General features: G+C 60.8%; 27 protein-coding genes and 1 pseudogene. 16 read left to right on the top strand and 12 right to left on the bottom strand.

Annotated features, from left to right (window positions below; all coding sequences use genetic code 11):
• Positions 1–57 precede the first annotated feature (57 nt).
• The 5 genes from KW824_RS06485 to KW824_RS06465 form a co-directional block, all read right to left on the bottom strand.
• The gene (locus KW824_RS06485) at positions 58–1554 is read right to left on the bottom strand and encodes an efflux RND transporter periplasmic adaptor subunit (protein ID WP_218409314.1); all 1497 of its coding nucleotides are present in this window, start codon (positions 1552–1554) and stop codon (positions 58–60) included.
• Between the two features lie 249 nt (positions 1555–1803).
• Positions 1804–2310 (bottom strand): hypothetical protein, encoded by a 507-nt coding sequence (locus KW824_RS06480; RefSeq protein WP_182788319.1) that lies wholly within the window; start codon positions 2308–2310, stop codon positions 1804–1806.
• A gap of 197 nt (positions 2311–2507) precedes the next feature.
• Entirely contained in the window at positions 2508–3314 is an 807-nt protein-coding gene (gene xthA / locus KW824_RS06475) for an exodeoxyribonuclease III (protein ID WP_041205378.1), read from the bottom strand.
• Between the two features lie 225 nt (positions 3315–3539).
• On the bottom strand, positions 3540–4502 hold the full coding sequence (locus KW824_RS06470) for an ion channel (RefSeq protein ID WP_218409313.1): 963 nt from the start codon (positions 4500–4502) through the stop codon (positions 3540–3542).
• Positions 4503–4561: 59 nt separating this feature from the next.
• On the bottom strand, positions 4562–6208 hold the full coding sequence (locus tag KW824_RS06465; RefSeq protein WP_218409312.1) for a response regulator: 1647 nt from the start codon (positions 6206–6208) through the stop codon (positions 4562–4564).
• 277 nt (positions 6209–6485) lie between these two features.
• On the opposite strand from KW824_RS06465, the gene KW824_RS06460 reads away from it, so the two are divergent.
• Complete coding sequence (locus tag KW824_RS06460) at positions 6486–6911, top strand: Hsp20/alpha crystallin family protein (RefSeq protein ID WP_041205380.1); 426 nt, start codon at positions 6486–6488, stop codon at positions 6909–6911.
• A 42-nt stretch (positions 6912–6953) separates the two neighbouring features.
• On the opposite strand, the gene KW824_RS06455 is transcribed toward KW824_RS06460, so the two are convergent.
• Positions 6954–7988: an FAD:protein FMN transferase gene (locus tag KW824_RS06455; RefSeq protein ID WP_218409311.1), complete on the bottom strand. Its 1035-nt coding sequence runs from the start codon at positions 7986–7988 to the stop codon at positions 6954–6956.
• 300 nt (positions 7989–8288) lie between these two features.
• Here KW824_RS06455 and azu point away from each other — a divergent pair, with 300 nt between their 5' ends.
• Both azu and KW824_RS06445 read left to right on the top strand, forming a co-directional pair.
• Positions 8289–8729, top strand: a complete 441-nt coding sequence (gene azu, locus KW824_RS06450) for an azurin (protein WP_041205381.1) — start codon at positions 8289–8291, stop codon at positions 8727–8729.
• 191 nt (positions 8730–8920) lie between these two features.
• Complete coding sequence (locus KW824_RS06445; RefSeq protein ID WP_218409310.1) at positions 8921–9124, top strand: hypothetical protein; 204 nt, start codon at positions 8921–8923, stop codon at positions 9122–9124.
• A 13-nt stretch (positions 9125–9137) separates the two neighbouring features.
• Here the strand turns inward: KW824_RS06445 and KW824_RS06440 are convergent, their stop codons facing one another.
• Positions 9138–9698, bottom strand: a complete 561-nt coding sequence (locus KW824_RS06440) for a HutD family protein (RefSeq protein WP_218409309.1) — start codon at positions 9696–9698, stop codon at positions 9138–9140.
• A gap of 264 nt (positions 9699–9962) precedes the next feature.
• On the opposite strand from KW824_RS06440, the gene KW824_RS06435 reads away from it, so the two are divergent.
• Positions 9963–10931, top strand: a complete 969-nt coding sequence (locus KW824_RS06435) for a nucleoside hydrolase (protein ID WP_005326903.1) — start codon at positions 9963–9965, stop codon at positions 10929–10931.
• A 102-nt stretch (positions 10932–11033) separates the two neighbouring features.
• Positions 11034–11363 (top strand): DUF3634 family protein, encoded by a 330-nt coding sequence (locus KW824_RS06430; RefSeq protein ID WP_005326902.1) that lies wholly within the window; start codon positions 11034–11036, stop codon positions 11361–11363.
• Positions 11364–11466: 103 nt separating this feature from the next.
• Here KW824_RS06430 and KW824_RS06425 read toward each other — a convergent pair whose 3' ends face one another.
• Positions 11467–12375: a LysR family transcriptional regulator gene (locus KW824_RS06425; protein ID WP_218409308.1), complete on the bottom strand. Its 909-nt coding sequence runs from the start codon at positions 12373–12375 to the stop codon at positions 11467–11469.
• A 120-nt stretch (positions 12376–12495) separates the two neighbouring features.
• On the opposite strand from KW824_RS06425, the gene KW824_RS06420 reads away from it, so the two are divergent.
• The 8 genes and pseudogenes from KW824_RS06420 to KW824_RS06380 all read left to right on the top strand — a co-directional run bounded on the left by KW824_RS06420 (position 12496) and on the right by KW824_RS06380 (position 20410).
• Positions 12496–12939: a carboxymuconolactone decarboxylase family protein gene (locus KW824_RS06420; protein WP_218409307.1), complete on the top strand. Its 444-nt coding sequence runs from the start codon at positions 12496–12498 to the stop codon at positions 12937–12939.
• A gap of 500 nt (positions 12940–13439) precedes the next feature.
• Positions 13440–14513, top strand: a complete 1074-nt coding sequence (gene cyoA, locus KW824_RS06415; RefSeq protein WP_139436390.1) for a cytochrome o ubiquinol oxidase subunit II — start codon at positions 13440–13442, stop codon at positions 14511–14513.
• A 3-nt stretch (positions 14514–14516) separates the two neighbouring features.
• Positions 14517–16493 carry a cytochrome o ubiquinol oxidase subunit I gene (cyoB, locus tag KW824_RS06410; protein WP_139751819.1) on the top strand — a complete coding sequence of 659 codons (1977 nt, stop codon included), beginning with the start codon at positions 14517–14519 and terminating at the stop codon, positions 16491–16493.
• A pseudogene (locus KW824_RS06405) lies at positions 16462–17109 on the top strand (cytochrome o ubiquinol oxidase subunit III); the annotation flags it as partial. The gene cyoB and the pseudogene KW824_RS06405, both read left to right, overlap by 32 nt.
• Positions 17109–17438, top strand: coding sequence for a cytochrome o ubiquinol oxidase subunit IV (locus KW824_RS06400; protein ID WP_218409306.1), 330 nt, complete (start codon positions 17109–17111; stop codon positions 17436–17438). The pseudogene KW824_RS06405 and the gene KW824_RS06400, both read left to right, overlap by 1 nt.
• A gap of 10 nt (positions 17439–17448) precedes the next feature.
• A complete protein-coding gene (gene cyoE / locus KW824_RS06395) occupies positions 17449–18342 on the top strand; it encodes a heme o synthase (protein ID WP_139751821.1) in 894 nt (297 codons plus the stop codon).
• A 280-nt stretch (positions 18343–18622) separates the two neighbouring features.
• Positions 18623–19984, top strand: coding sequence for an MFS transporter (locus KW824_RS06385; RefSeq protein WP_218409305.1), 1362 nt, complete (start codon positions 18623–18625; stop codon positions 19982–19984).
• A 57-nt stretch (positions 19985–20041) separates the two neighbouring features.
• On the top strand, positions 20042–20410 hold the full coding sequence (locus tag KW824_RS06380; RefSeq protein ID WP_043133720.1) for a DUF1428 domain-containing protein: 369 nt from the start codon (positions 20042–20044) through the stop codon (positions 20408–20410).
• Positions 20411–20564: 154 nt separating this feature from the next.
• Here KW824_RS06380 and KW824_RS06375 read toward each other — a convergent pair whose 3' ends face one another.
• Both KW824_RS06375 and KW824_RS06370 read right to left on the bottom strand, forming a co-directional pair.
• Positions 20565–21668 (bottom strand): YdcF family protein, encoded by a 1104-nt coding sequence (locus KW824_RS06375; protein ID WP_218409613.1) that lies wholly within the window; start codon positions 21666–21668, stop codon positions 20565–20567.
• A 150-nt stretch (positions 21669–21818) separates the two neighbouring features.
• The gene (locus tag KW824_RS06370) at positions 21819–22712 is read right to left on the bottom strand and encodes a LysR family transcriptional regulator (protein ID WP_218409304.1); all 894 of its coding nucleotides are present in this window, start codon (positions 22710–22712) and stop codon (positions 21819–21821) included.
• Between the two features lie 99 nt (positions 22713–22811).
• On the opposite strand from KW824_RS06370, the gene KW824_RS06365 reads away from it, so the two are divergent.
• Positions 22812–23300 carry a DMT family transporter gene (locus tag KW824_RS06365; protein WP_218409303.1) on the top strand — a complete coding sequence of 163 codons (489 nt, stop codon included), beginning with the start codon at positions 22812–22814 and terminating at the stop codon, positions 23298–23300.
• Between the two features lie 10 nt (positions 23301–23310).
• Positions 23311–23739, top strand: a complete 429-nt coding sequence (locus KW824_RS06360) for a DMT family transporter (RefSeq protein ID WP_218409302.1) — start codon at positions 23311–23313, stop codon at positions 23737–23739.
• Positions 23740–24017: 278 nt separating this feature from the next.
• Here KW824_RS06360 and KW824_RS06355 read toward each other — a convergent pair whose 3' ends face one another.
• Entirely contained in the window at positions 24018–24260 is a 243-nt protein-coding gene (locus tag KW824_RS06355; protein ID WP_005332143.1) for a DUF3297 family protein, read from the bottom strand.
• A 141-nt stretch (positions 24261–24401) separates the two neighbouring features.
• Here KW824_RS06355 and KW824_RS06350 point away from each other — a divergent pair, with 141 nt between their 5' ends.
• On the top strand, positions 24402–24929 hold the full coding sequence (locus KW824_RS06350) for a metal-dependent hydrolase (RefSeq protein ID WP_218409301.1): 528 nt from the start codon (positions 24402–24404) through the stop codon (positions 24927–24929).
• Between the two features lie 217 nt (positions 24930–25146).
• Here KW824_RS06350 and KW824_RS06345 read toward each other — a convergent pair whose 3' ends face one another.
• On the bottom strand, positions 25147–26343 hold the full coding sequence (locus KW824_RS06345) for a HEPN domain-containing protein (protein WP_218409300.1): 1197 nt from the start codon (positions 26341–26343) through the stop codon (positions 25147–25149).
• Positions 26344–26626 lie beyond the last annotated feature (283 nt).

The raw sequence follows: 26626 nt of genomic DNA, 5'->3' as shown, positions 1-26626 counted from the left end.
CATGGGGCGCAGAAAGTGAAGAGCGGTTGTTGGCAAAGCCGCGAATGATGGAGGGGGTCATGATTTCTTCTCCATCTGGCTATGATCCATCCCTTCCATCTCATCCTTTGCCGGCGCATCAGCGCTGGCCGGAGCACTCTCCTGATGGATGGTGGTGATGCGGTACTCATCTCCCTCCTGCATCACTTGCAGATGCAGGGTCTGACCCTCGGTCAGCTTGCTCATGTCGACCCCGTCCGCCACGGTGAACTCCATCTCCATGGCAGGCCACTGCCACTCGGGGATGGGCTGGTGGGAGACCATCAGGGTGCGGTTGGCCAGATCGATGCTTTCAACCTCGCCCTGGGTCCACACCTGAGCCGGGCGCACCGCCGTCATGCGCTGGAAGTCTGAATCGATGGCCGATTCGGAGTCGAGCAGGAATTGGGCCGAGCTGACGATGCTGTCCCCAGCCTCCACCCCCGCCTTGATGGCCACCTTGTCACCAAACTGGGGGCCCAGGGTGACGGCGACCGACTTGAAGCTGCCATCTCCCAGCGCCAGCACCAGCCTGTCCTGGCTGCCGGTGCGGATCACCGCCTCGCTTGGCACCACCAGCCGGGGCTCTCCCTGACCAGTACGAATGTTTACTTTGGCGAACATATTGGGTTTCAGAAATTCGTCCGGGTTGGCAAAGCGCAGCCGTACCTTGAGGGTGCGGGTGGCGGCATCCAGGGTGGGATAGAGGTAATCCACCTTACCTTGCCAACTGCGACCGGGGGCGTAGTCCAGGGTCATGGTGACCGGATCGCCCACCTTCAGCTGCGCCGCCTGGCGCTCGAACACCTCGGCACTGACCCACACCTGCTTGAGGGTGCTGATGTTAAAGAGCGCCGCGGCGGGCTCCACGTATTGGCCCTCGCGCACCTTCAGCTCGGAAACATAACCGCTGCTCGGGGCATAGATGCGCACCGTCTCCTGCACATGGCGGCTGCGCTTGAGGGCCGCTATCTGATCTGCCGGCACCTGCAGGGACTTGAGCTTGCCCTCGGCGGCGCGCAGCAGCAGCGGGTTGGCGGTGTTGAGGGCGAGCAGGTACTCGTGCTGGGCGTTGACCAGATCCGGGGCGTAGAGCTCGTAAATCAGGCTTCCCTTGCTGACCTGCTGCCCCTCGCTCTTGATGGCGAGGGTGCGGATCCAGCCTGCCATGCGGGCGTTGACCGCCTCCAGTCTGTCCTCGTCATAGCCGACGTAGCCCACCGTCTCGATCTGCTGGTGGATGGGCAATCGTTCCACCTTGGCGAGGCGCACCCCCAGGTTCTGCTGGATCTCGGGGCTGATGGTGACGGTGCCCGGTGAGCCGCTCTTCTGCTCCTCGTAGACGGGAATGAAGTCCATCCCCATGTTGTCCTTGGCGGGGCCGTCGCGCTTGTCGCGGGGATCCATGGGGTTGACCCAGTAGAGGGGCGTCTTCTCGGCGCTGGCGCCATCGCCAGGCAGGTGGCTGGCGGCCCAGTAGCCGCCACCGGCGCCGAGGGCGAGCAGCAACGCGGCCATTAACAGGGTCTTGTTCATGACAGGCCTCCGGCACACAGCGGGCGGGAGGGCCGGGCGCACGAGGGTGCGAACGTCTTGGGTGATGACATGGTACTTCTTCTCTCGTATCGGGCCGTCCGGCCGTGAGCGGATGCGGTGCAACAGGCACGTGACGCTCGGCTCGCGGTGGACAGGATTGGCCGACAATCGGGGCACCGCCGACGGAGCGGCCGGTGCACGGCATGGCGATGGCAGTACCATCGCACGGGCTAACGGGAGAAGTGGTTTCTAATGGCGCAGCACAGACAGCATCAGATGCCGTCTGGGCCAGGAGGGCGGATGGGTACCACGCAGACGCAGGAAGGGATCCCGCAGCCAGTTGTCCAGCAGGGGACCGACATGCCACGAAGGGGGCAGCAACAACAGCGGAAGCAGCAGCAATGACAGCAGCAGGCCGAACAGGGGAGGCGCATTGGCGGCACCGGAGAAGCCGCTCTGCATCTGGCACTCATCCCCCGACAGGGACTCCGCATTCACTGTGCCCGAATGGCAGGAGAGGGGAGCTGTGCCGGCCTGGTCATGGTTCATGGCGGCGTGCTGTACCGACTCGCTCCCGTGCAACCCATGAGACAGGGGATGGGGCTGTGCCATCGGGGTCAGGGTGGTGTCGGGTGAGTGGCTTGTAAGGGCGGTGGCCGCACCATGCCAGCCGATGCAGAGGGTGAGATTGCAGACGAGCAACAACGCCAGCAATAGCCGGGCGATGAGTTCTGTGGGCAATCTCGATGACAACATGGTGCATCTTTCCTGTGACGAATATGAGAAATGTAAACCTTACCAACAGGAGAAGGTCAAGGTATGGCAGACCCGCTCTGCCAAAGAGTTGATATGGATTAAGAAATGGCGGGGCTATAAACAAAAAAGCCCCCGCATCGGCAGGGGCTGGGGTCGGGAGATGGCAGAGTTCCGGGCCAGGAGGCACGGCACCGGGATCAGGCGAAGCAGGTCCAGATGGGGGCGTGATCGGAGGGTTTCTCGATGCCGCGCAGCTCGTAGTCGATGCCGGTCTCGGTCACTTTGTCCTTGAGGGCATTGGACGCCATGATGAGGTCGATGCGCAGGCCACGGTTCTCGTCAAAGCCCCTGGAGCGGTAGTCAAACCAGGAAAAACGCTCGCACTCGGTGGGGTTGGCGGCGCGGAAGGTGTCGGTGAGGCCGAAGCCTTTGAGCCGCTCCATCCACTCACGCTCGATGGGCAGGAAGGAGCACTTGCCATCCCGCAGCCAGCGCTTGCGGTTCGCCTCGCCGATGCCGATGTCGAGATCCGTGGGGGAGATGTTCATATCCCCGATCAGCGCTATCTGGTCGTCCGGGCTGTGGTGGGTCTCGAGGTAGTGCTGCAGGTCCTCGTAGAACTTCTGCTTGGCCGGGAACTTGGTCTCGTGATCCTGGCTCTCCCCTTGGGGGAAGTAGCCGTTCATCACCTTGATGAGGGAGCCATCTTCCCGCTTGAAACTGGCCATGATCATGCGGCGCTGGGCATCCTCGGGATCGGTGGGGAACCCCTTCTGCACGTCGATGGGCGCCTGCTTGCTCATGATGGCGACCCCGTAGTGACCCTTCTGGCCGTGGAACACCACGTGATAGCCCATGGCCTCCACGTCCGCGACCGGGAAGGCTTCGTCGTGGACCTTGATCTCCTGCAGGCCGATCACATCGGGCTGGTGCTTGTCGATGATGGCTTGCAACTGATGAAGACGGGCGCGCAGGCCATTGATATTGAAAGAGATGATCTTCATGTCAGGGATGCTCATGTCGTTTTTATTAGTCGCTATTGGACTAGGAATCCGGTCTGGATGCAAGTTCAGGTGCCGGGCTATCGGTAACCTGTTCACGAGCTGTCGCGAGAGGCTGTCAGCAAGGTGAAGCGCAGCGCAGGAACCGGAGCGTATAGATATACGTGAGGATTCCGAGCAGCACATGAGCCTTGATCACGGCCTCACAGCAAGATCGTGGGCAGGTTGTCAGCGGGTCATCTTTTTGACAAATACCACCACGAACAGCGCCAGCGTGAAGCTGCCGGTGAAGGCCTCGAAGGCGGCGAAGATCCGCGAGAGGCCGACCGGGGTGAAGTCGCCATAACCCAGGGTGGTGAAGGTCACCACGCTGTAGTAGAGGCATTCCAGCAGGAAGGTGGCGTTCTCTTCGAGGGTCGCCTCCGGGCGGTAGATGAGGTGGTTGCCCGCGAAGTTGAGGCCGCAGAAGAAGTAGAAGATGCTGCAGATGAAGATGAGCAGCAGGGAGAAGAGCACCACCCGCATGGGAGCCTCTCCGTAGCCGCAGAAGAGATCCACTATCCAGGAGGCGAATCGGTGATAGGACCAGAACGGCATCTGCAGGCGGCGCATGGTGAGCTCCTGCTGGATGTAACGGCCGGACATGGTGAAGATCCCCTGGGCCTCCGAGGCCTTGCGCAGATCCCGGTAGGTCTCTTCCGCTTCCTTGAACCAGACGCGGGCCTGCACCGGATCCCGCTCGCTTCGCCCCTTCCTGTCCTGCATCAGGCGCCTGCCGGTATCCAGGTTGTCGAGCCGGGTGTTCTTCCAGCGGATGCCGAGCAGGTTGACGTCGTGCAACTCGGCGCAGTGCAGGTTGGCGTCACTGACATCGGCCTTCATCAGGCTGCCGCCCTTGATGCGAATACCGTAGAGGTGCGCGCCGCGCAGGTTGGCGCGATAGAGGTTGCACTGCTCCAGCAGGAACCCCTGTGGCCCCTCTCTGTTCACCAGGTTGAGACCGGCGAGATCGGCGCGGGCCAGTTGCAATCCGTGGCACAGGCCCCCTTGGCGCACATAGCGCTCCAGCGCCGCGGCGGTGTCCGGGGATGAGTGAGAGGCATGAGGGTCGTGCCAGTGGCACAGGTCGTGATCCCCCGCCTCTTCGCTGCAGTGGCGGCCATCTGCCACCAGGTATCGGCACATCCCCATGCTGTCGCCCCTCCTTGCTTGAGTCTGTATCAGCATAGGTGAGGGAGGCGCGCCGCTGGTTAGGCTATCTGGTTAAATTCCTGGCGCAGCTTGCGGAAGCGATCCTGCTGGGCGGGATTGAGGGGGATGCCCTCCAGCACCTCCAGGGTCTCCTTGCACTCGGCGCCGAATTCCGGGCTCTTGCGGTGCTTCTGCATCAGTTGCAGCAGCACCTGGATCTTGTTGAGGGCTGCGCCGGTATTGGCGGGCGCCCGGCGCAGGGCTTCGCGGAAATGGCCGAGGGCCTGCTCCAGCTCCCCGCTCTGGTAGGCCTTGATGCCGAGATCGTTGAGTTGCTGGTAGCGCTGACGGCGCTCCTGCACCGTCTTGTCGTCGCGAGTCACCTGGATGCAGGTGGTGAGCAGCCGGTCTTCGTCCTGTGCCAGCAGGGATTGCAGGCTCTCGGCGTACTCGAACTCCCCGAGCTGGTAGAGGGCGAGTATGGTCTCGCCGAGCAGGGCGGGGGGCATGGTCTCGGGCTTGTCCAGCCAGTTCTGGTTGGCGCGATAGAGCATCTTCTTGCCCTTGAGCAGTTCTCCCAGGGCAATCCGGACCCTGGCCTGACAGATCTGCTCGAACACCGGGTAGTTGAACTCCGACATCATCAGGGAATCGCGAATGCGCGACAGGGCGGAGTTCACCTGCTTTTGCAGATTGGCGATGTGATAACCGTCGTTGCTGTTGAGGGCATAGAGCGTCAGGGTCTGGATGTAGGCCCCCAGGTAGTGGGGCGTGCGATGGATGGAGTTGCGCGACAGGTCGATGAGGGAGAGCAACACATCCTTGGCCTGGCCGTAGTCGTGGCGCAGCAGGCACACCTCTGCCAGGCGGCGGGAGAGCTGCACCGACTGGGGGGAGATGTCCACCGCCCGGCGCAGCTCCTGCTGGGCCAGCTCCTCCTTGCCCAGGGAGAGCAGGGACTCCGCCAGCCAGAGATGGGCCTCCACCATCAGGGGGGTGTTCTTCAGCGTCGCCTGCAGGTGGCTCACCGCCTCGTCATAGAGTGCCAGACGGTAGCAGGCCTTGCCCAGAGTCAGTCTGGCCCAGCTGTTCTCCTGGCCGGCCAGCAGCTGGCGCATCAGGCTGCGCGCCTCCTTGGCCTGGCCGAGCTTGAGCTGGGTGTCGGCCTGCAGGCAGCGGCAGAAGTTGGCGAAGCGCGGCGCCGCATCGGCCTGCCTGGCGCAGGCTTCGACCAGCGCCGGCAGGTCATCCCGGGTGAGGGCGGTGAAGACGCTCTCCAGGGCCTGGCGGCGGGCGAGGGCGCGCTTCAAGCGAAACGAGAACTGCTCCTGGGAGAAGGGTTTCATCAGGTATTCGTCGGGCTCGGCTTCAAGGGCGCTCAGCACCATGGCGCGGGAGCTGTCGCTGCTGACCATGATCACCACGCTCTGGGGCGGGATCAGCTGCTGATCCCGCAGGCTCTCCAGCAACTGGCGGCCGTTCTCACCCGCCCCCAGCTCGTAGTCGAGCAGATAGATGTCGAAGCTCTCTTTCTGGCAGCGACGGCGCGCCTCGTCGGCGGAATTGATGTAGGTGATGCGGCTGATGCCGATGTTGATCAGCATCGCCTTCATCATCATCTGGAAGGATCGCTGCTCGTTGACCAGCAGGATGCGCCTGGGTTTGGGCTGTGCTTTCTTCTCTGGTGCGGGATCCGGTGTCTGCATCTGTCTTGCATCGAGGCGCTGCGGGCTGGTGGGAGAAGTGTGCCACCAAAGTCCGCAGGCAGGCAATTGAACATGGGAAGGGTCCCCGTTTTTCCCGCCGAGCGCAGAGCCGGGCCGCAAAAAATCATGGCGCGTACTTGATCTCCGTCAACCGGGCACGAGATGACAGTGGCGCGGTTCCATCCGTTTTTTAGACTTGAAGGGAGGCAGATCCCGGCGATCTGCAGACGGGCAGCGGGCCCGCCGATGTTTTACCCGCACCATAAGGAGGAATCAAATGAGTTTGCTACCGAGCCGAACCAGCCTGTTTGATGACCTGTTCCACGACATGGCCTCCGGTTTCTACATCCGGCCCCTGCACGGGGATCCCCTGCCCAGCCAGATCAAGCTGGATCTGAGGGAGAGCGACGGTGGTTACCTGCTGCAGGCCGAGCTGCCCGGGGTGGCTAAAGAGGACATCCACGTGGACGTGCACGGCAAGCTGGTGACCCTGAAGGCGGAGATCCGCCAGCACGACAGTCAGAACAAGGAGGACAGGGCTCTGCGCAGCGAGCGCTACTATGGCAGCGTGTCACGCACCGTCGAACTGCCGGTGGAGGTGGCGCCGGACAAGGTCAGCGCCCGCTTCGACAACGGCATCCTCACGTTGCAACTGCCCAAGCAGGCGGTCACCCCGGCGCCCCATCGGGTCCCCATTGAATAACGCGCCATCATGAAGAGGCCCCGCATTGCGGGGCCTCGTTGCTCATGGCTGCCTGCGCACCAGATAGGGGGCGAACTCCGGGGTGTGGCGCGCCGCAAACCCCTGATCCGTCTTCTCGATGAGATAGACCGCCAGCTTGTGCTCGGTGGCAAAGGCCATCGCCTGCTCCGGCCCCATCACCATGAGGGCGGTATCGAGGGCGTCGGCCTCGAGCGCGGTCGGGGTGATGACGCTGGCGGAGACCAGCTTGTGGGTGACGGGCTCGCCAGTGGCGGGATCGATGATGTGGGAGTAGCGTCGGCCATCGAGTTCGTAATAGTTGCGATAGCTGCCTGCGGTGCTGAGGGCCATGCCGTGCGGGGTGACCACGTCCTCGATGGCGCCCGGCCTGTCTGAGGGCTCGACGATGGCCACTCGCCAGGGGTTGCCCTTGTCGTTATGCCCCTTGCTGCGCACGGCGCCTGCCACCTCGACGAGGTAGTTGTGCACCCCCTTGCGCTCCAGCAGCGTGGCTATCTCGTCCGAGGCAGCCCCTTCCCCCAGGGTGGAGAGATCCAGATAAAGGTTGGGGATGCTCTTGCCGAGCAGGAAGTGGTCCCCTTGCGGCGTCAGGCTCAGCTTGTCGATGCCGACCCGCTCCCGTGCCTGGGTGATCTGCTCCGCGGTGGGCCGCTTGACCGGACGCTTGTCCGGCCCGAAGCCCCACAGGTTGACCAGGGGACCCACGGTGACGTCCAGTTTGCCCCGGGTGAGGCGTCCCGCATCCATGCCCTGCCGCACTATCCTGGCCATGCTGGCCGGTATGGGCATGGGGGCCTTGCCTGCGTTCCGGTTGAAGCGGGAGATGAGGGAGTCCGGATCATAGGTGGAGATCTCCTGGTTGAGTCGCGCCAGCAGGGCATCGACCTCCCCCTGCAGCGCAACCTGGCCGCCGGGGAAGGGATCGCTCAGGGTCACCGCGTAGTAGGTGCCCATGGTGCTACCCTGAATGCGGGTCTGGATCGGGGCCGGCTGACAGGCGGTCAGCAGCATCAGACAGAGCAGCAGGCTGAGGGGGGCCAGGGAGAGGGTCTTCATCTTGCATTCTCGTGAAAGTCGTCGACGGGGAGCAGCTTAGCCAAGGGGGCCTGGGTTGACGAGCCCCTGACGCCGGACTTGACTGGAAATAATTAAGCGACGCTGGCGGTGAGCCTGCGGATCTGTTTCACCGTCAATGCCATCGGGGAGTGACCTGGTCCGCAGCTTTGAGCAAAAGCCGTCTTCCTCCGGCGACATTTGGGTACAATAAAGATCGATCATGACAGCATCTTTAGCGTGTCGCCGAGCGATTCGCCAGACAAGGGTGTTGCCATTCCTCGTCAATCAAAGGAGAAGATGATGAAAAAGGTGTTAACCCTGCTGCTTCTGAGTTCACTGGCAGCCCCGGTGCTGGCCGATGAGTGCGCATTGGTCATCGAAGGCAATGACGCCATGCAGTACAACCTCAAAGAGATGAGCGTGCCGGCCACTTGCAAGGAGGTGACGGTGACTCTCAATCACACAGGCAAGTTGCCGGTGGCCAACATGGGTCACAACTGGGTGCTGGCCAACACCGCCGACTATCAGGCCGTCGCCACCGCGGGCATGAGCGCCGGTGTCGATCACGACTACCTGCCCAAGGACGATGCCAGGATACTGGCGCACACCAAGCTGGTGGGCGGCGGCGAGAGCACCAGCGTCACCTTCAAGACCGAAGGGCTGGCAGGCAAGGATCTCACCTTCTTCTGCTCCTTCCCCGGCCACTTCGCCATGATGAAGGGCGCTTTCAAGGTCGGCTAAGCCGCTTTGCCTGTCATGACATTAAAAAGCCGGGATCTCCCGGCTTTTTTATTTGGGTTTACATCGGGGGAGAAGGGCGGTGAATAAGCGTCTCTTTTCATGATCTGACCGGCGGTAGCCGGAGAATCAATGAGATAGACTGGGCCGCAAACGGGCCAGCGTCCCGCTGATGAACCGAACGGATAGAGAGAATGAGAGCAATCAAATGGGTGCTCGGCTGCTGTCTGCTGCTGATGTGTGCCATCGCGCTGGCGGCGGAGCCCCCGGTCAAGAAGAGCCGCAACGGCATCTGCCATCCCAAGGGCGGCACCTACTACAGCCGCACCAAGTACTACGAACCCTACGACAGCATGCAGGCTTGCCTCGATAGTGGAGGCCGGGCCCCCAAACGCTGATCCTGCCTGTTGTTTAGCCGATCGGCTGCAGGGTAAAGAAGGCGATGGCCGTCTTCTTCTGACACTCCAGTCGTATGCTCTCTTCCCCCGTGACCACCAGGGTCTCGTTGACCGCGACGGCTCGGCCATCCACCTCGAGCTGACCGCTCAGCAGATGGCAGAGGTAGGTCTTGTCCGTCTCCAGGGTGAGGGTCAGGGGGAAGGGCACATTGAGCACCCGCACGTTGGCGCTGAGGCGTTTCGGGTCGTAGATGAGCCCCAAATCCGTCACCTCCTTTTTCAGCAGCTCGCAGTGGGTCTCATCATCCCCGCTGAAATGGGCCGCCTCGAAGGTGGCATAGGGGTGGCCGTTGAGCACGAAACCGGCGCCGCTGACGGGCAGCAGGATGCGCTGATAGCCGGGAAACTTGGAGAAGGGGCCCGCCGCCTTGATGGGGGCCGAGCTCAGTCGGTAGTCAAAATCGAGCTTGTCCAGGCTCGAGCCCGGGGGAGAGACAAGGATCTGGGCCGTGGTGCCCTGCTTGTTTTTCCAGGGCATCTTCAGCTGGTCAGACTCTTTAATCAGGGTGATCACGTTGGCGCCTCGACGAGGAGTGGGAGAGTGAGGCCAAGTGATACCATCTCGCAGGCCTGCTCACAAGGCGCGGGGGGCTGGGGACGGTCCGACTGTCCAGAATGTCGTCACTCCGGCCCCTGACCATCACAGGCTCCTGGATGAGGTGCTCAAGATGTCGCCGATCGGCGGAGTGGGAGGGAGTCAAAGGTCGAGGCTGTGATCCTGACGCTGTTAAACGGGCTCGAGGTCGCTACACTGGCACTTCTGCCGTATGGAGGCCCCATGACCCACAAGATCATTCTGGATACCGATCCCGGTATTGACGACGCCATGGCAATACTCTTTGCCGAGGCCCACCCCGCCATCGACTTGCTCGCCATCACCACGGTGTTTGGCAACGCCACCATAGAGAACGGGACCCGCAACGCCCTTTGGCTCAAGCAGAAATACGGTATGAGGGCGGAGGTGGCCCAGGGCGCCGCCGCGCCACTGCTGCGCGAACCCGTGGGGCCGACCACTGTGGTGCACGGCCCGAGCGGGCTGGGGGACGTGGAGGCGGGGGAGGTGACTCTGGCGCCGGATCCTCGCCCGGCCTGGCAATACATCGTCGAGACGGTGAAGGCCAACCCCGGCGAGATCACCTTGGTGACAATCGGGCCCCTCACCAACCTGGCGCTGGCGCTCGAGGCCGCCCCCGAGATCACCGCGCTGGTGAAGCAGGTGGTGGTGATGGGGGGCGCCTTTGGCGTCAACGGCCATCGCGGCAACGTGACCCCCTATGCCGAGGCCAACATTCACGACGATCCCGAGGCGGCCGACCGGGTGTTCACCGCCCCCTGGCCCGTGGTGATCATCGGGCTGGACGTGACCCAGCAGAGCTTCTTCAGCAGTGCCTATCTGGATGCCCTGCGGGACGACGCCGGTGAGCCCGGCCGCTTCCTGTGGGCGGTGAGCCGCTTCTACCTGCGCTTCTATTCCGAGCGCATCGGCCTCAATGGTTGCCACGTGCACGATCCGTCCGCCATCGCCTATGTAATCGATCCCGAGCTGTTCACCCTGCGGGAGGGCCCGGTGCGAGTCATCGACCATGGCCCCGCCATCGGCCATACCCTGCAGAAGTTCGACGGCAAGTCCCATCCCCACGATGAGTGGGCGGGCTTCCCCGCTCAGCGGGTCGGGGTGGCGGTGCGGGATCAGGCACTGCTGGCGCTCTATCGTGAGACGCTGGTGGCCTGGGGGAAGGATTGCTGAGACGCTCGCCAGCGTGATGGACAAAGCGTGAGGCTCGCCAAATAATTGCCAGTCGACGCTGGCCTATACTGACGAAAACTGAGGTATTCAAGGAGCAAGCGGATGGCCTGGTTGTCTTTGTTGGTGGCGATAGCCCTCATCTGGTGGCTTATGAAGCTGGGGCGGGGCGCCCTGTTCGAGATCCGGTTGCAGCCTGGCAAGGTACTGCTGAAGCGAGGCTCTGTGCCGCCGCGCTTCCTGGCCCAGGCCAAGCAGATCCTGCAGCAGGAGCCGGTACGGGGGCGCATCCTGGGTCAGCGCGATGGCAACGGTGTCAGGCTGGTCTTCTCCCGCTCCATCCCTGAGCCCGTGGCCCAGCGCCTGCGCAGCGTCTTCCCCTATGGGGATTATCGCGGCGTCACCTCACCCCCGGATGGGCGCAATGCCCGCTGAACCCGCGGGCTGAACTCTTCCGCTGAACGTGCTGTTCACACCGGACGCCGGGCACTCTGCCCGGCGTTTGCTTTTCCCATAAGTCATGGCCAGGACGCAGTCATCAGCGCGGCACTTGCAGGGGCTTCATCACCTCGATCAGAAAGTCGATGAAGGCGCGGGTCTGGGGCTTCAAGAAGCGGCCGCCGCGAAAGACCGCATGGATCTCGTCATGGCGATCCTCGTACGGGGAGGCCTGCCAGTCCGGCAACAGCGGCTGCAGAGTGCCATCGTCGATCCCCTGTTGCACCATCCAGCTCGACAGCAGCAGGATGCCGGTGCCCGCCTGGGCCGCGCACAGCAGCGGCGTGCCGCCGACCGAGGCAAGGTTGCCCCGCACCGCGACCCTGTGCCGCAGCGCCCCTTGCCGGAAATACCAATGCTGGCGCTGACGGCCATGGCCGCGGATCAGGCAGTTGTGGTGTGCCAGCTCATCGGGGTGGGCGGGCTCGCCATGGCGCGCCAGATAAGCGGGGGAGGCGACCAGCAGGGTCCGGTTGGTGAGCAGATGGCGGCTATGGAGGCCGCTGTCCACGGGGCGCCCTATGCGCACCGCAACGTCCACGTTTTCGGCGTCGAGATCCACCAGCCGGTTGTCGAGCTCGATCTCGAGCCGCACCCCGGGGTAGCGGGCCAGGAAGGCCGGCAGGCGCGGTGCCAGCCAGGCGGCGCCGAAGCTCTCGAACACCGAGACCCGAAGCGGGCCCTCTGGCGCCACCGGCAGGGGCTGCAGGGATTGCACCAGCTGATCCGCCTCCTCCAGCAGGCGCACCGAGCGTGCAAGGAAGTACTCACCCTGCTCGGTCAACACCAGTTGACGGGTGCTGCGCTTGAATAGCGGGATCCCCAGCTGTTGCTCCAGCGCATCTATGGTGCGGGTCACCGAGGAGGGGGCCAGGTTGAGGGCCCGGGCGGCCCGGGAGAAACTTCCCGATTCCACCACCTGAGCCAGGATGCGGACGCGATCCAGCATGGGTATACCTTTGCGATAAGCGCAAAACTGTTGCAGGTTATGGCGGTATTCTATCCATGGATGAAAGTGTGAACAATGTGCTCATCGCCCAAGGGGGGCGCTCACCTCAGGAGTATTGCCATGTCAGATCGTATCCAGCTTGCCAGCCAGGTACCCGCCGCCGTCTCGGCCATGATGGGGCTCGAGGCCTATCTCGGCGGGACCGATATTCCCCTGTCGCTCAAGGAGCTCATCAAACTGCGGGCCTCCATGCTCAACGGCTGCGCCTACTGCATCGAGATGCACGCCGAGGTGGCCATGAAACACGGTGACAGCCCGCAGCGCCTGTTGGCGCTAGCCGCCTGGCGCGAATCCCCGCTGTTCGACGAGCGGGAGCGGGCCGTGCTGGCCCTGACCGACGAGGTGACCCTGATCGGCGAGCGCGGGCTCACCGATGAGACCTACCAACAGGCCCTGGCCCTGCTTGGGGAAACCCTGCTGGCCCAGTGCTTGATGCAGGTGGTTACCATCAATGCCTGGAACCGGATCGCCGTGGCGACCCGAATGGAGCATAAACACCCCTGAGGGAGACGCAGTGGTGGGGTGTTGTCGTCAACGGGCCTTGTATGAGGCCCGTTTTTTATGGTGGGCCTCAGACAGGGCAGCCCCTTCTGCACCTCCATCGGTCCTGGGAAGTTAATCATACATTCGTTTGATTAATTATTTTTTTATTCCACCTCGGAATATGCGCATCCAGATCAAGGAATGGTGAGGGCGCTTGTGCATCAAGAGGGGGTTGAATGGCTCTTTTTTGCCCTGTTTATCCCTCTGAAAATAAGGGTAATGGGCCGTTTTGATTAATTGGTGAGCGATTTTGGCGAGGGAATAAATTAATGGAAGATGAATTGATGAACTGTGAATTTAATAAATTGGTCGCTGTCAAGTGATTAACATCTGATACCTGTTGTCACCACTCTTAAAACAATTTCGGGATTAATTTTTCATGTTGTTCACATGGCGGTCTGATGCAATAAAATGCGGCATTTTTATTATACCAATAAGCCTTGAAACGATGAGGACATTGCATGAGACCTTTTGAAGTAAAGAGGGGCTTGGGCGCTTTGCTGTTGATGGCAACCGCTGGCTTGCTGAGTGGCTGCGACATGGCACTGATGAGCCCCAAGGGGCAGGTTGGTCTGGAGCAGAAGTCACTGATATTGACCGCACTCGGGTTGATGTTAATCGTGGTGATTCCTGTGATTATTATGACGGTGGCATTTGCTCGTAAATACAGAGCATCCAATACCACTGCCAAATACACCCCGGATTGGTCTCACTCCAACAAGATTGAAGCGGTCGTCTGGACCGTGCCCGTCATTATTGTCGCCATCCTGGCGGTGATTACCTGGAAAACCTCCCACTCCCTCGACCCCTACAAGCCGTTGGAATCTGACGTCAAGCCGATCCAGGTCGATGTGATATCGCTGGACTGGAAATGGCTGTTTGTCTATCCGGAGCTGGGTATCGCCTCGGTCAACGAGCTGGCCTTCCCGGTCAACACCCCGATCAACTTCCGGGTGACCTCAGACACAGTGATGAACTCCTTCTTCATCCCCCAGCTGGGCGGTCAGATCTACGCCATGGCCGGGATGCAAACCAAGCTGCACCTGATTGCCAACGAGGCGGGTCAGTACAAGGGGATCTCCGGCAGTTACAGCGGTGCCGGTTTCTCTGGCATGAAGTTCAAGGCGATTGCCACCCAGGACCAGGCCGGTTTCGATGCCTGGGTCGCCAAGGTGAAACAGTCTCCCAAGATGCTGAGCACCATGGGTGAGTTCGATGCCCTGGCCAAGAAGAGCGAAAACCACCCGGTTGAGTACTTCGCCAGCGCCGATCCCAAGCTGTTCGTCAATGTGATCAACAAGTTCATGGGCGGCATGTCCCATGGCGGCCATGACGCTGCAAAAGATGGCGCCATGGACCACGAGGCCATGAAGCATGACGCCGCGAAAGCAGAACCCATGGACCACAAGGCCATGAACCATGACGCTGCAAAAGCAGAGCCCATGGACCACGCGGCCATGAGTCACGACGAGCATGCCGGACACATGGCCACGTCCATGGCTGACAAGAGTGTGAAAGCAGGATCCGAGGAATAATCGATGTTTGGAAAATTGACACTCGAGGCTGTTCCGTACCATGAACCCATCATCATGGTTACGATAGCCGGTATCATCTTGGGTGGGCTGGCGATTGCCGGTCTCATCACTTATTACGGCAAGTGGCAATATTTGTGGAAAGAGTGGTTCACCTCTGTGGACCACAAGCGCCTCGGTATCATGTATCTCATCCTGGGCATGGTCATGCTGCTGCGCGGCTTCGCCGATGCGGTCATGATGCGTGGTCAGCAGGTCATGGCCTCCGCCGGTAGCGAAGGCTACCTGAACGCGCACCACTACGATCAGATCTTCACCGCCCACGGCGTCATCATGATCTTCTTCGTGGCCATGCCGCTGGTGATCGGCCTGATGAACATCGTGGTGCCGCTGCAGATCGGTGCCCGTGACGTCGCCTTCCCCTTCCTGAACAACCTGAGCTTCTGGTTTACCGCCGCGGCCGTGGTGCTGATCAACGTCTCCCTCGGGGTCGGTGAATTCGCCCAGACCGGCTGGCTGGCCTATCCGCCCTTGTCGGGGCTGGAGTTCAGTCCCGGGGTCGGGGTCGATTACTGGATCTGGAGTCTGCAGATTTCGGGTCTGGGGACCCTGCTGACCGGCGTGAACTTCTTTGCCACCATCATCCGGATGCGTGCCCCCGGCATGACCATGATGCGTCTGCCGGTGTTCACCTGGACAGCCCTGTGCGCCAACATCCTGATCATCGCCTCCTTCCCGATCCTGACCGTCACCATCGCCCTGCTCACCGCAGACCGTTACCTGGGTACCCATTTCTTTACCAATGACATGGGTGGCAACATGATGATGTACATCAACCTGATCTGGGCCTGGGGTCACCCCGAGGTGTATATCCTGGTGCTGCCGGTATTCGGGATCTTCTCCGAAGTGGTGGCGACCTTCTGCAAGAAGAAGCTGTTCGGCTACACCTCCCTGGTGTGGGCGACGGTGGCCATTACCGTGCTCTCCTTCGTGGTCTGGCTGCACCACTTCTTCACCATGGGGTCTGGCGCCAACGTGAATGCCTTCTTCGGCATCACCACCATGATCATCTCCATCCCGACCGGGGTGAAGATCTTCAACTGGCTGTTCACCATGTACCGTGGTCGCATCGAGTTCAGCTCCCCCATGCTGTGGACCGTCGGCTTCATCATCACCTTCACCGTGGGTGGGATGACAGGGGTACTGCTCTCCGTGCCGGCTGCCAACTTCGTGCTGCACAACAGCCTGTTCCTGATCGCCCACTTCCACAACGTCATCATCGGAGGCGTGGTGTTCGGTTGCTTCGCCGGTATCACCTACTGGTTCCCGAAAGCGTTCGGCTTCAAGCTCGATGACGTCTGGGGCAAGCGTGCGTTCTGGTTCTGGATCACCGGTTTCTTCGTGGCCTTCATGCCGCTCTACGTGCTGGGCTTCATGGGCATGACCCGTCGTGTCAGTCAGAACATCGATCCCGAGTTCCATGGCTGGCTGGTGGTTGCCGCCTGCGGCGCCGGCCTCATCGCTATCGGTGTCTTGTGCCAGCTGATCCAGGTCGTGGTCAGTATCCGTGACCGCGAGAAGAACCGTGACTGGACCGGCGATCCCTGGGGTGGCCGTACCCTGGAGTGGGCTACGTCCTCTCCGCCGCCGTTCTACAACTTCGCCATCGAGCCCAAGGTGACCGGTCTGGACGCCTTCTGGGAAGCTAAAGAGGACGGCAGCGCCTATCGCCAGCCGGCCAAGTACGCTCCCATCCACATGCCGAAGAACTCAGGTGCCGGTGTCATCATCGCCGCCTTCAGCGTGGTGTTTGGCTTTGCCATGATCTGGCACATCTGGTGGATGGCCATCGCCGGCTTCGTCGGCATGATCGCCACCTGGATCATCCACAGCTTCAACGACGATGTGGACTACTACGTACAGGTTGACGAGATCGAGCGCATCGAAGGTCAGCATTTCGACAATATCAACAAGGTGGCTTAACTCCATGGCGACTGACGTTCTACATCACTCTCACGGTGCCCATGAGGATGGGCACCATGATGCCGGTGCCACCAAGGTATTCGGCTTCTGGATCTACCTGATGAGTGACTGCATCCTGTTCGCGACCCTGTTCGCGACCTATGCGGTCCTGGTCAACGGCACCGCCGGCGGTCCCACCGGCAAGGACATCTTCGAACTGCCGTTCGTGTTCGCCGAAACCATGCTGCTGCTGCTGAGCTCCATCACCTTCGGGTTCGGCATGCTGGCCATGAACAAGAACAAGGTCTCCGCGGTCAACACCTGGCTGCTGGTCACCTTCCTGCTTGGCGCCGGCTTCATCGCCATGGAGATCTACGAGTTCCATCATCTGATCGTCAATGATGCGGGCCCGGATCGCAGCGGCTTCCTGTCCGCCTTCTTCACCCTGGTCGGTACCCACGGTATCCACGTGACCAGCGGCCTTATCTGGATCATCGTGATGATGGTACTGATCAGCAAGAAGGGGTTGACCGAGCGCAACCGCACGCGCCTGATGTGCCTGAGCCTGTTCTGGCACTTCCTGGACGTGGTGTGGATCTGCGTCTTCACCGTGGTTTATCTGATGGGGGTCATGTAATGAGTCATTCCGTTGACAATCACGGCGCCAGCCACGGCAGCATCAAGTCCTACATGACAGGCTTCGTGCTGTCACTCATCCTGACCGCAATCCCGTTCTGGATGGTGATGGACGGCTCCGCTTCCCATGCCATGGTGCTCGGCACCGTGGTCGGCATGGCGGTGGTGCAGATCTTCGTGCACCTGATCTACTTCCTGCACATGAACACCTCCTCCGAGGAGCGCTGGAACCTGGTGGCACTGGTCTTTACCGTGCTCATCATCGCCATCGTGGTCGTGGGTTCCCTGTGGATCATGTACAACCTCAACATCAACATGATGGTTCACTGAGCGGGTTGATGTGATGATGAAGCAATACCTGCAAGTGACCAAGCCGGGCATCATCTTCGGTAACCTCATCTCGGTTATCGGCGGCTTCCTGCTGGCCTCGAAGGGGAGCCTGGATGTGCCCCTGTTCATCCTGACCATGGTGGGGGTGTCACTGGTGGTGGCCTCCGGTTGCGTGTTCAACAACTACATCGACCGGGACATCGACTGCATCATGGAGCGCACCAAGAACCGCGCCCTGGTGAAGGGGTTGATCGCGCCAGGCGTCTCGCTCTGGTATGCGACGGCGCTGGGCGTTGCGGGCATTGCACTGCTCTACTTCGCGGCCAACCCGTTGGCCGCCTTGCTGGCGGTGCTGGGCTTCCTGGTCTATGTGGGGGTCTACAGCCTCTACATGAAGCGTCACTCTGTCTATGGCACCCTGGTCGGCAGCCTCTCTGGCGCCGCGCCACCCGTCATCGGCTACTGCGCGGTGAGCGGCCAGTTCGACTCGGGGGCGCTTATCCTGCTGGCGATCTTCAGCCTGTGGCAGATGCCGCACTCCTATGCGATTGCCATCTTCCGCTTCAAGGATTACCAGGCCGCCAACATCCCCGTGTTGCCGGTGGTGAAGGGCATTTCTGTGGCCAAGCACCACATCACCCTCTACATACTGGCGTTCATGGTGCCGACCCTGATGCTGTTCCTCGGCGGTTACGCCGGTTACAAGTACCTGATCGTCGCCACCGCGGTGAGCGTCTGGTGGCTGGGGATGGCGCTGTCTGGCTACAAGGCGGCGGTGGATGACTCCCTCTGGGCGCGCAAGCTGTTCATGTTCTCCATCGTCACCATCACCTGCCTCAGCGTGATGATGTCGGTGGACTTCCAGCCGGATGCCGCGCCTGTATTGGTGAGCATGCTGCCCTGAGGCTGGAGCTGACATGTTCTCCATCATCGTCATCATCTTCACCTGTCTGAGCGTGATGATGTCGGTGGACTTCCAGCCGGACGCAGCGCCCGTGCTGGTGAGCATGCTGCCCTGATAGTGTGAACTGCACCCCTAAATACATGAAATCCAGAGCCGGGAACCTTCCCGGCTCTGTTATTATGAGGCCCGCCCCACGGGGCACCTTGTCGGCTTTTTCGGGTGTGGCGTGCCTTGTCATCCGCCCCTTTCTGTCTCTTCTCCCTGACCTATCGAGGCCATCATGAATGATTTCACCATGACGAGGGGCGAGCGCCGCGCGACCTGGGCGCTCGGCTCCGTCTTCTCGCTGCGCATGCTCGGCATGTTTATGGTCCTGCCGGTGCTGACCACCTACGGCATGTCCCTGGCGGGTGCTTCCGAGGCGCTGATCGGCCTTGCCATCGGCATTTACGGCATGACCCAGGCGCTGTTCCAGATCCCCTTCGGCCTGCTCTCCGATCGCATCGGCCGCAAACCCCTCATCGTCGGCGGCCTGCTGATGTTTGCGCTGGGCAGTGTCATCGCCGCCCTGAGCGACTCCATCTGGGGGGTTATCGTCGGGCGCGCCCTGCAGGGGAGCGGCGCCATCTCCGCCGCCGTCATGGCGCTCCTGTCGGATCTCACCCGGGAGCAGAATCGCACCAAGGCCATGGCCTTCATCGGGGTGAGCTTTGGCATCACCTTCGCCATCGCCATGGTGACCGGCCCCCTGATCACCCAGGCGGTGGGACTCTCCGGTCTGTTCTGGCTCATCGCCCTGCTGGCGCTGGCGGCCATCGCCATGGTGATCTGGGTGGTGCCGACCCCGGCGGCTCACCTGCAAAATCGCGAGTCCGCCATGGTGCGCGGCGGTTTTCGCACCGTGCTCACCAACCCTCGCCTGCTCAAGCTCAACCTCGGCATCCTCTGCGTTCACACCCTGCTGATGTCGAGCTTCGTGGCGCTGCCACCCCTGCTCGAACAAGCGGGCCTGGCTCGGGAGCACCAGTGGCAAGCCTATCTGGTCACCATGCTGGTCGCCTTCGTGAGTGTGGTGCCCTTCATCATCTATGCCGAGAAGCACCGCCAGATGAAGCGGGTCTTCATCGGATGCGTGCTGGTGATGCTGGTTGCCGAGCTGGTGCTCTGGCAGAGCGGCCAGCAGTTGTGGGGTCTGCTCGCCGGGCTGCAGCTCTTCTTCGTCGGCTTCAACGTGATGGAGGCGCTGCTGCCGTCGCTGATCAGCAAGGAGTCCCCCCCGGGTTACAAGGGCACCGCCATGGGGGTCTACTCCACCAGTCAGTTCCTCGGGGTCGCCATCGGCGGCAGCCTCGGGGGTCTGCTCTACAGCCTGGGGGGCGGCCCTCTGGTGTTTGGCGGCTGCGCCGTGCTGGCCCTGCTCTGGTTCGGGGTCAGCCTCACCATGGCCGAGCCCCCCTATGTCAGCAGCCTGCGCATCGTATTGCCGGAGGGGGTCGAGGCCACCCCGGCGCTGGAGCAGCGGATCCGCGCCTGCGACGGGGTGAGCGACGTGCTGCTGGTGCGCGAGGAGCACTCCCTCTACGTGAAGGTGGACAGCAAGCGCCTGACCCGCAGCGATCTGGAACGGCTGGTGTCCCTCTGAGGGCGGCCAGGGGCGCGGCTGCTATGCTGAGATCCTCAACCACAGGAGGAACCTCTCATGTCATATGTAGACGGATTCGTGATCGCCGTGCCCACGGTCAACAAGCAGGCCCTGATCGATCATGCGGGGTTGTTTGACCCCATCTTTCTCGAATATGGCGCCACTCGGGTGCTGGAGTGCTGGGGGGATGACGTGCCCCACGGCAAGCAGACCGACTTTTACCGCGCGGTGGCGGCCAAGGAGGACGAAGCCGTGGTCTTCTCCTGGGTGGAGTGGCCGAGCAAGGCGGTGCGGGACGAGGCCATGACCAAAATGATGAAGGACCCCAGGATGGATCCGGCCAGCCCCATGCACCAGACCATGCCCTTCGATGGCGCCCGCATGATCTTCGGGGGCTTCACCACAGTGCTGGAGCTCAAGGGCTGAGGCCCGCCAGCGCCAAAAGCCTGCCTGGCCTTGGAGGGCTTCACCATTGTGGCTGGCGCTCAAGGGCTGATACCAGCCAGCGACACCCAGGCCCGTCAGATGATGAAAAAGCCCGCCATTCGGCGGGCTTTTTGCTGGGCGTCATGCCATGGGATCAGCGCTCGATCAGCGGGGCCGAGCGGTAGCTCCAGAGGCCATAGGTGCGCAGGGCGTCGCGGTAGATGCCGAGCAGCTCCTCCGGGCTTGCCTTGGCTAGGGCCGAGAGGGGCTTGTCCGGGTAGGCGACGCTGTCGATGCGGATAGTGGCCGGGCCGCTCTGCCAGCAGGCGATTTCCAGCAGGGTCTGGCCCCGGCGCACGTGGCTCGCCGAGCTCACCAGGGTGGCGAACTCAATTTCGTGGCGGGCGAGGGCATAGCCGCTGTAGAGGGCGTTCTCCACCGTGCTGGTGGCATAGTTCTCCTCGATGATGCGGGAGCGGTCGATGCCCTTTTTCGCCAGCCAGTCCGCCATCAGCTTGCCCTCGGTCTGGCGGTTCTGGGGCACGCCGCCGGTGAGGATGACGAGGGCCGCCGGATCGGCCTGGGCCAGGGCGCGGGTAGTCTCGAGGCGCCCTAGCAGGATGTCGTTCATGGAGCCATCGGGATTGAGGGCATAGCCCAGGGTGACGATGGCGCGGCGCCCCTTCTTCTCGCCCCGTCCCTGACGCTCCTTGAGCGGGGTGGCGACCACCCGGTCCACGGTGGCGAACAGCCGCTGCAGATCGGCGGCGCGACCGGCGTTGAGCTCGCCGACCCGCTTGACGTAGCCATCGGACTTGGCCTGATCGCCCTTGAAGCGCAGCCAGGTTGCCAGATAGGTGTTGATGTCCAGATCGTCCGGCGCGGCGGTGAGGGCCTGCTCGAACAGGGCGATGGCCCTCTCCACGTTGCCGTTGTAGATCTGGGCGTTGGCCGCCGAGATGAGCAGATCGGTGCGATAGGGCTCGAGCTGGTGGGCTTCCAGCAGCAGGGTGGTCACCTGCTCCATGTTGCTCGGCATCTTGGCGGTGAAGCCCGCATCTGAGACCCGGGCGGGGGAGTGGAAGATGCGGGCGGCGTCCGCCAGCAGTTGATCCACCACCTGGCGCTTGCTGATGTACTGGTCGTAGTTTTGCTCCTTTTGCAGGGAGCGCACCGGGGCGGCCCAGGCATCGGATGAGACAAAGAGTGGCAGCGCCAGCAGGCTGGTGAGGGTCAGGGCAATCGCGGTTTTCTTCATCATGGGGCTCCACCTGGTGTGAGGGGCGCGATGCCGTGGCTCGTCCCCTGAATGCTTTTCCAATAAAAACAGATGCTTGGTTTACTGCCTACTCTACTCCTTTCCCGATGAAAAAAACGTGAACCCTTCCGGTTATCCCGATGGCACCCCTCAACGCAGCCCCAGCCGCTCCTGCAGGAAGGCGAGCCAGGCCTCTACCTTGGCGGGCAGGTGGCGGCGCTTGGGATAGACGCACCAGATGCCGTGCTCGGGCAGGGCATGGTCAGGCAGCACGGGCACCAGTCGGCCGATGGCGAGATCCCGCGCCACGATGAAGTCCGGCATGTTGCCGATGCCGAGCCCCGCCAGCAGCGCGGTGTGGATGGCATCGCTGTTGTTGACCTCGAAATTGCCCCTGGGGGTGATGGCCACCTCTCCCTCTGGCCCGTGCAGGCGCCACTGGGTGCCGCCGCGAAACAGGGAGTAGAAGAGGCAGTTGTGGCGCTCGAGATCGGCCGGGGTGCGGGGCGTGCCGGCCTGCGCCAGGTAGGCAGGGGCGGCGCACAGGGTGCTGAGACAGGGGGCGAGGCGGCGGGCGACCAGGCTCGAATCCTCCAGCTCGCCGATGCGCACCGCCACGTCGAACCCCTCGGCCACCAGATCCTGCTGGGCGTCGCTCATCTCGAGCTGCAACTGCACCTCGGGATGGAGGGCGAGAAACTCGGGGACAAGGGGGGCGATGTGGCGTCGGCCATAGACCATGGGCACAGTCACCCGCAGCAGGCCGCGGGGGGCCGATTGCAGGGCGCCGATGGCATCTTCCCCGTCGCTGGCCAGACGCACCGCATGGCGCACCGTCTCGAAGTAGCGCTCCCCCGCCTCGGTGAGGGTGAGGGAGCGGGTGGTGCGATAGATGAGCTGGCAGCCGAGTGCTTGCTCGAGCTGGCTCACCTTCTTGCTCAGCACCGACTTGCTGAGGCCGAGCTGGCGGGCGGCGCCCGAGAAACTGCCCGACTCCACCACGGCGACGAAGGCCGGGAGCAGGGCGAAGGCATCCTGGTTCATGCTGTTCTCAATATGGAAACAATGTTGTTCCATAAGGGTAGATTATCCCTAAATCAAAAACAATTTACCCTGCTCACCAATGACACCAAGGAGCAACCCATGATCCCCCCTTTTGTTGACCGCGGCCCCGGTCGCCCCGCCCTCGGCCAGGCACTCGGCCAGACCATAGGCGCCCTGGCCGCCTTCGTTGCCGGCCTGTTGCTGGCGCTGATGATCGCCCAGAACGGCGCCCTGGCCCGCGCCACCGACCCCTGGCTCGGGAGCTGGCTGGCCCACGGGGTCGGCAGCCTGGTGGCCGGGCTCCTGTGGTGGCTCTCCCCAAGGCCCCCGACGCCGGAGGCGGCCCCGCCCTGGGCCTGGCTCGGCGGCCTGCCGGGGGCGCTCACCGTGGTGCTGGCGGCCCTGTGCCTCAACTCCCCCCTCGGCATGGCGGGCACCCTGGCCCTGCTGCTGCTCGGCCAGCTGCTGTTTGGTGCCCTGTGCGATGGCCTCGGCTGGCTCGGACTGGCCCGCCGCCGCCCCTCGGGAAAGGACGCGCTCGCCGCCTTGCTGGTGCTGGCCGGCGCCCTGCTTATCGTGCTGCATTAGGAGAGACACCATGACCTTATTGATCCTGCTGGGACTGCTGAACGGCGTGGCGGTGAGCCTGTCGCGCACCCTCAATGGCCGCCTCGCCAGCGCCCGGGGCGCCATGACGGCGTCCCTCGCCAACCACCTGCTCGGCTTTGGGCTGCTCGGCGCCCTGCTCATTCTCAAGGGGGCGCCCTGGGAGCGGCTCGCCGGGCTCGATCCCTGGCTGCTGCTCGGCGGCGTGCTGGGGGCGCTCTTCGTCGCCATCAGCAGCTGGGCCATAGGCCGGGTCGGCGCCCTGGCCTGCGCCCTGCTCATCGTCACGGGCCAGCTGGCGGGGGGCGCACTGCTCGATGCCCTGGCCGGACGGCTGGCAGCGAACGATCTGTTCGGCATTGTGCTGGTGCTGGCAGGGGCCGCGCTGCAACGCTGGCAGGTCGGCAAGCCACGCTCCTGAGGATGGTCGGTGCTGTGATGGCGTGGATAAACTAGCGGGCCGGGATGACCAGATCGCCGCCCTTGCCTGGACGGAAAAGGCCGCACACCAGCCAGATCAGGGCCCTGGCGGAAGGGGAAAATGTAAAAGAAAGGGAGAGAAAGGAAGAAACAGGAAGGCAAAAGAGAGCAAAGAAAGAGAGGCGCCTGTGGGCCAGGGCCAGCCCAAAAGCAGAACACCGGCGCTTGGCCGGTGCTTTGAAATAACAAGGTCGTCGGGGCTTCGCTGCCATACGCAGCTTAGGCGTAGAAGGCCTCGACGGTGCCCTTGACGGTGATCAGCATGGCATTGCCGTAGCGATCCTTGGCCTTGGGGGAGGGGATCTTCACCCAACCTTCGCTGATGCAGTACTCCTCGACATTGGTGCGCTCCTTGCCGTTCACGCGAATGCCGATCTCGTGCTGGAAGCACTCCGCCACATGGTGCGGGCTGCGCGGGTTGGCCGCCAGGCGGTCGGGCAGTGCAGGTTTGTTGTCGCTCATTTTATAGACCTGAGTTTGATAAAAAGTGGGTCATTGTAGGCAATGCCCGCCATGGGCTCAAGGCTGGCGACCCGCAACTTCACCTTCACTTCACCGAGCGGGAATAAGGTAGGCCAACGTTTTCAGTTGGAGCTTCACCCTATGCCCACCATAGTCACCCACGCCGCCGTCCCTCTCTGCCTTGGGCTCGGGCTTGGCAGCCGGATGATTCCGCCGCGCCTGCTGCTGGCGGGGGTTGCCATCGCCATGCTGCCCGATACCGATGTGCTCGCCTTCAAACTGGGGGTCGCCTACGGCCATGTCTTTGGCCACCGCGGCTTTACCCACTCCCTGCTGTTCGCCTTTGTCCTGCCCACGCTGGCCATGCTGTTTCACCGCCAGTTGAAGGCCAGCGCCACCACCGTCTGGTCGTTTCTGCTTGTCTCTCTGCTCTCCCATAGCCTGCTCGATTCCCTCACCACCGGCGGCAAGGGGGTTGGCTGGCTCTGGCCGTGGTGTGACGAGCGCTTCTTCGCCCCCTGGCAGCTGATCCGGGTCGCCCCCTTCAAGCCGGAGGCCTATCTCACCGCCCGAGGTGAGGCGGTGATCCTCTCCGAACTCTACTGGGTCTGGCTGCCGGGGGTTGTATTGACGCTGGCGTTGATGGGATGGCGGGTATGGGGGAGGTAGTGGTGGGATTGGAAAGAGTTGTTGGATATATCGTGGTTGAGCCAAAAATAAAAACTTGGACACCCAATCCTTGTGTTCTGGCTATATGACGTCTTGTTCAGAAAGATGGGTGTCCTGATGTTTTGTTTATACCGAAACTGTCGCATACCAGCTTAATCACCAAAACCAATACATGGCGGAAATGTGGTTTTACTGCAGTTTATATTTATATTAACATTTAATTCATGCGTTTGCTAACGTGCGATTCCAATTCAATGATAAGCTCTTCAAGCATCATTTGTGTGCCTATGAAATCATTATGGTTTATATCGAAATCATGATGCACTAGCTTATTCCTAACCACTCTGGCCATATTCATGGTGCGAGCTTGAATATCATTGATGGCGCCATTATTATGCAGGATTCTAATTTTTTGTACTGTTGGCATGTTGTGTGAGGAATCAACTCCTGTAACATATGCTTCTAACATCAGATTGAGTACGTTGTCTAGCCTATGGAATCTAGTCATAAACTTTGAGAATTCAACGTTGTAATTACTTAAAAACTTCTCAAATACGGCATCTTTCTCATCTTCTGAGATGGCAATGCTATCTAGAGAAGATATAGCCCTCTCTAGAATTGGACTTAATTCCGATACTAGCTTTTTAACATTTTCTAAGGATGTCTTAGTGAAGTCTTTGTTGTGTGCAACTTGACATCTGAGCTCATATAGTAAATCCCAGCGCTTTTTTAGGTATTCTGCATCGCATTCTACTATGGGTTTAAAATATCTATCCCAATTTGATTCTGGTATTAGTGCTCTTATCTCATCAATATTTAGTTCAGATAAGTCTTTTGCAGTTTTAAACTTATTGATTAAGCTGTCTTTGTGGTTTGGGTAGTTTTCACTAAAAAGAAAGTTCTTGAGTTGAATGAAGTCAACGTTATATAAGTAGTTTGTATCTTTATTATTGATATTTACGGATTGCTGAACATCTGTAGGCAACCTCTCTTTTGTCCATCCTAGCCCTATATTTGTGAGCATAAATTTTGTGATCACCTGTCGCATCAGATTTTCAATGTTAAATATCAGCGGATATGCTTGAGAACTATAAAAAAGACTTAGGTCATCCCAGACCACATAAGTGGATTTTGTAATTAACGATAGCGAGCCTCTTATAGATCTTAGAAGAGAGGAAAACCATTCAAGCTCACTTTCCTCGTGACATTTCAAGATTACATTAAAATAAATGTGAGCTTTGTCATCGTTCTTTCCTAGCTTAACAACTAGATCTGCGCTTTTCTTATTAAAAGTGGCCTTATTCCTTTCAATAGACAGGTCTGAGTCTGCTTGTAGCAAATTTTTTAGAGCTGCGACAGTTTTACATTGCGTTTTATTGGCATCAAATAATACTAAATATTCTACTTTAAACAAATTCAATTCCTTTTAATGTGGTTGTGGTGGAAGATGATCGTAATTATATAGTGAGGCCGCCTAACTCTATATTATGTTAATAAAAAATGTAAGGTTTGTTTAGGGTAATGTTAGTGGCGTGTTGCTAGTATTCAAATGTTATACTGTCAGATTTTTATTTTTGCTCTGTTATTGCTATTTTACAAACTCGCTATCAAGGTGGTTGCCATGACCAAAAGTGTTGGCCGATGCTATTTGTCATAGACAATGCTACCGCCCCTGAGTGACAGCTCCCAGTCCGCTG

This window comes from Aeromonas sp. sif0611, assembly GCF_019218845.1.
GTDB classification, from domain to species: Bacteria; Pseudomonadota; Gammaproteobacteria; order Enterobacterales; family Aeromonadaceae; genus Aeromonas; species Aeromonas media.
The sequence above is the reverse complement of the archived record's forward strand: the minus strand, read 5'-3'. Positions and strand labels throughout refer to the sequence as shown.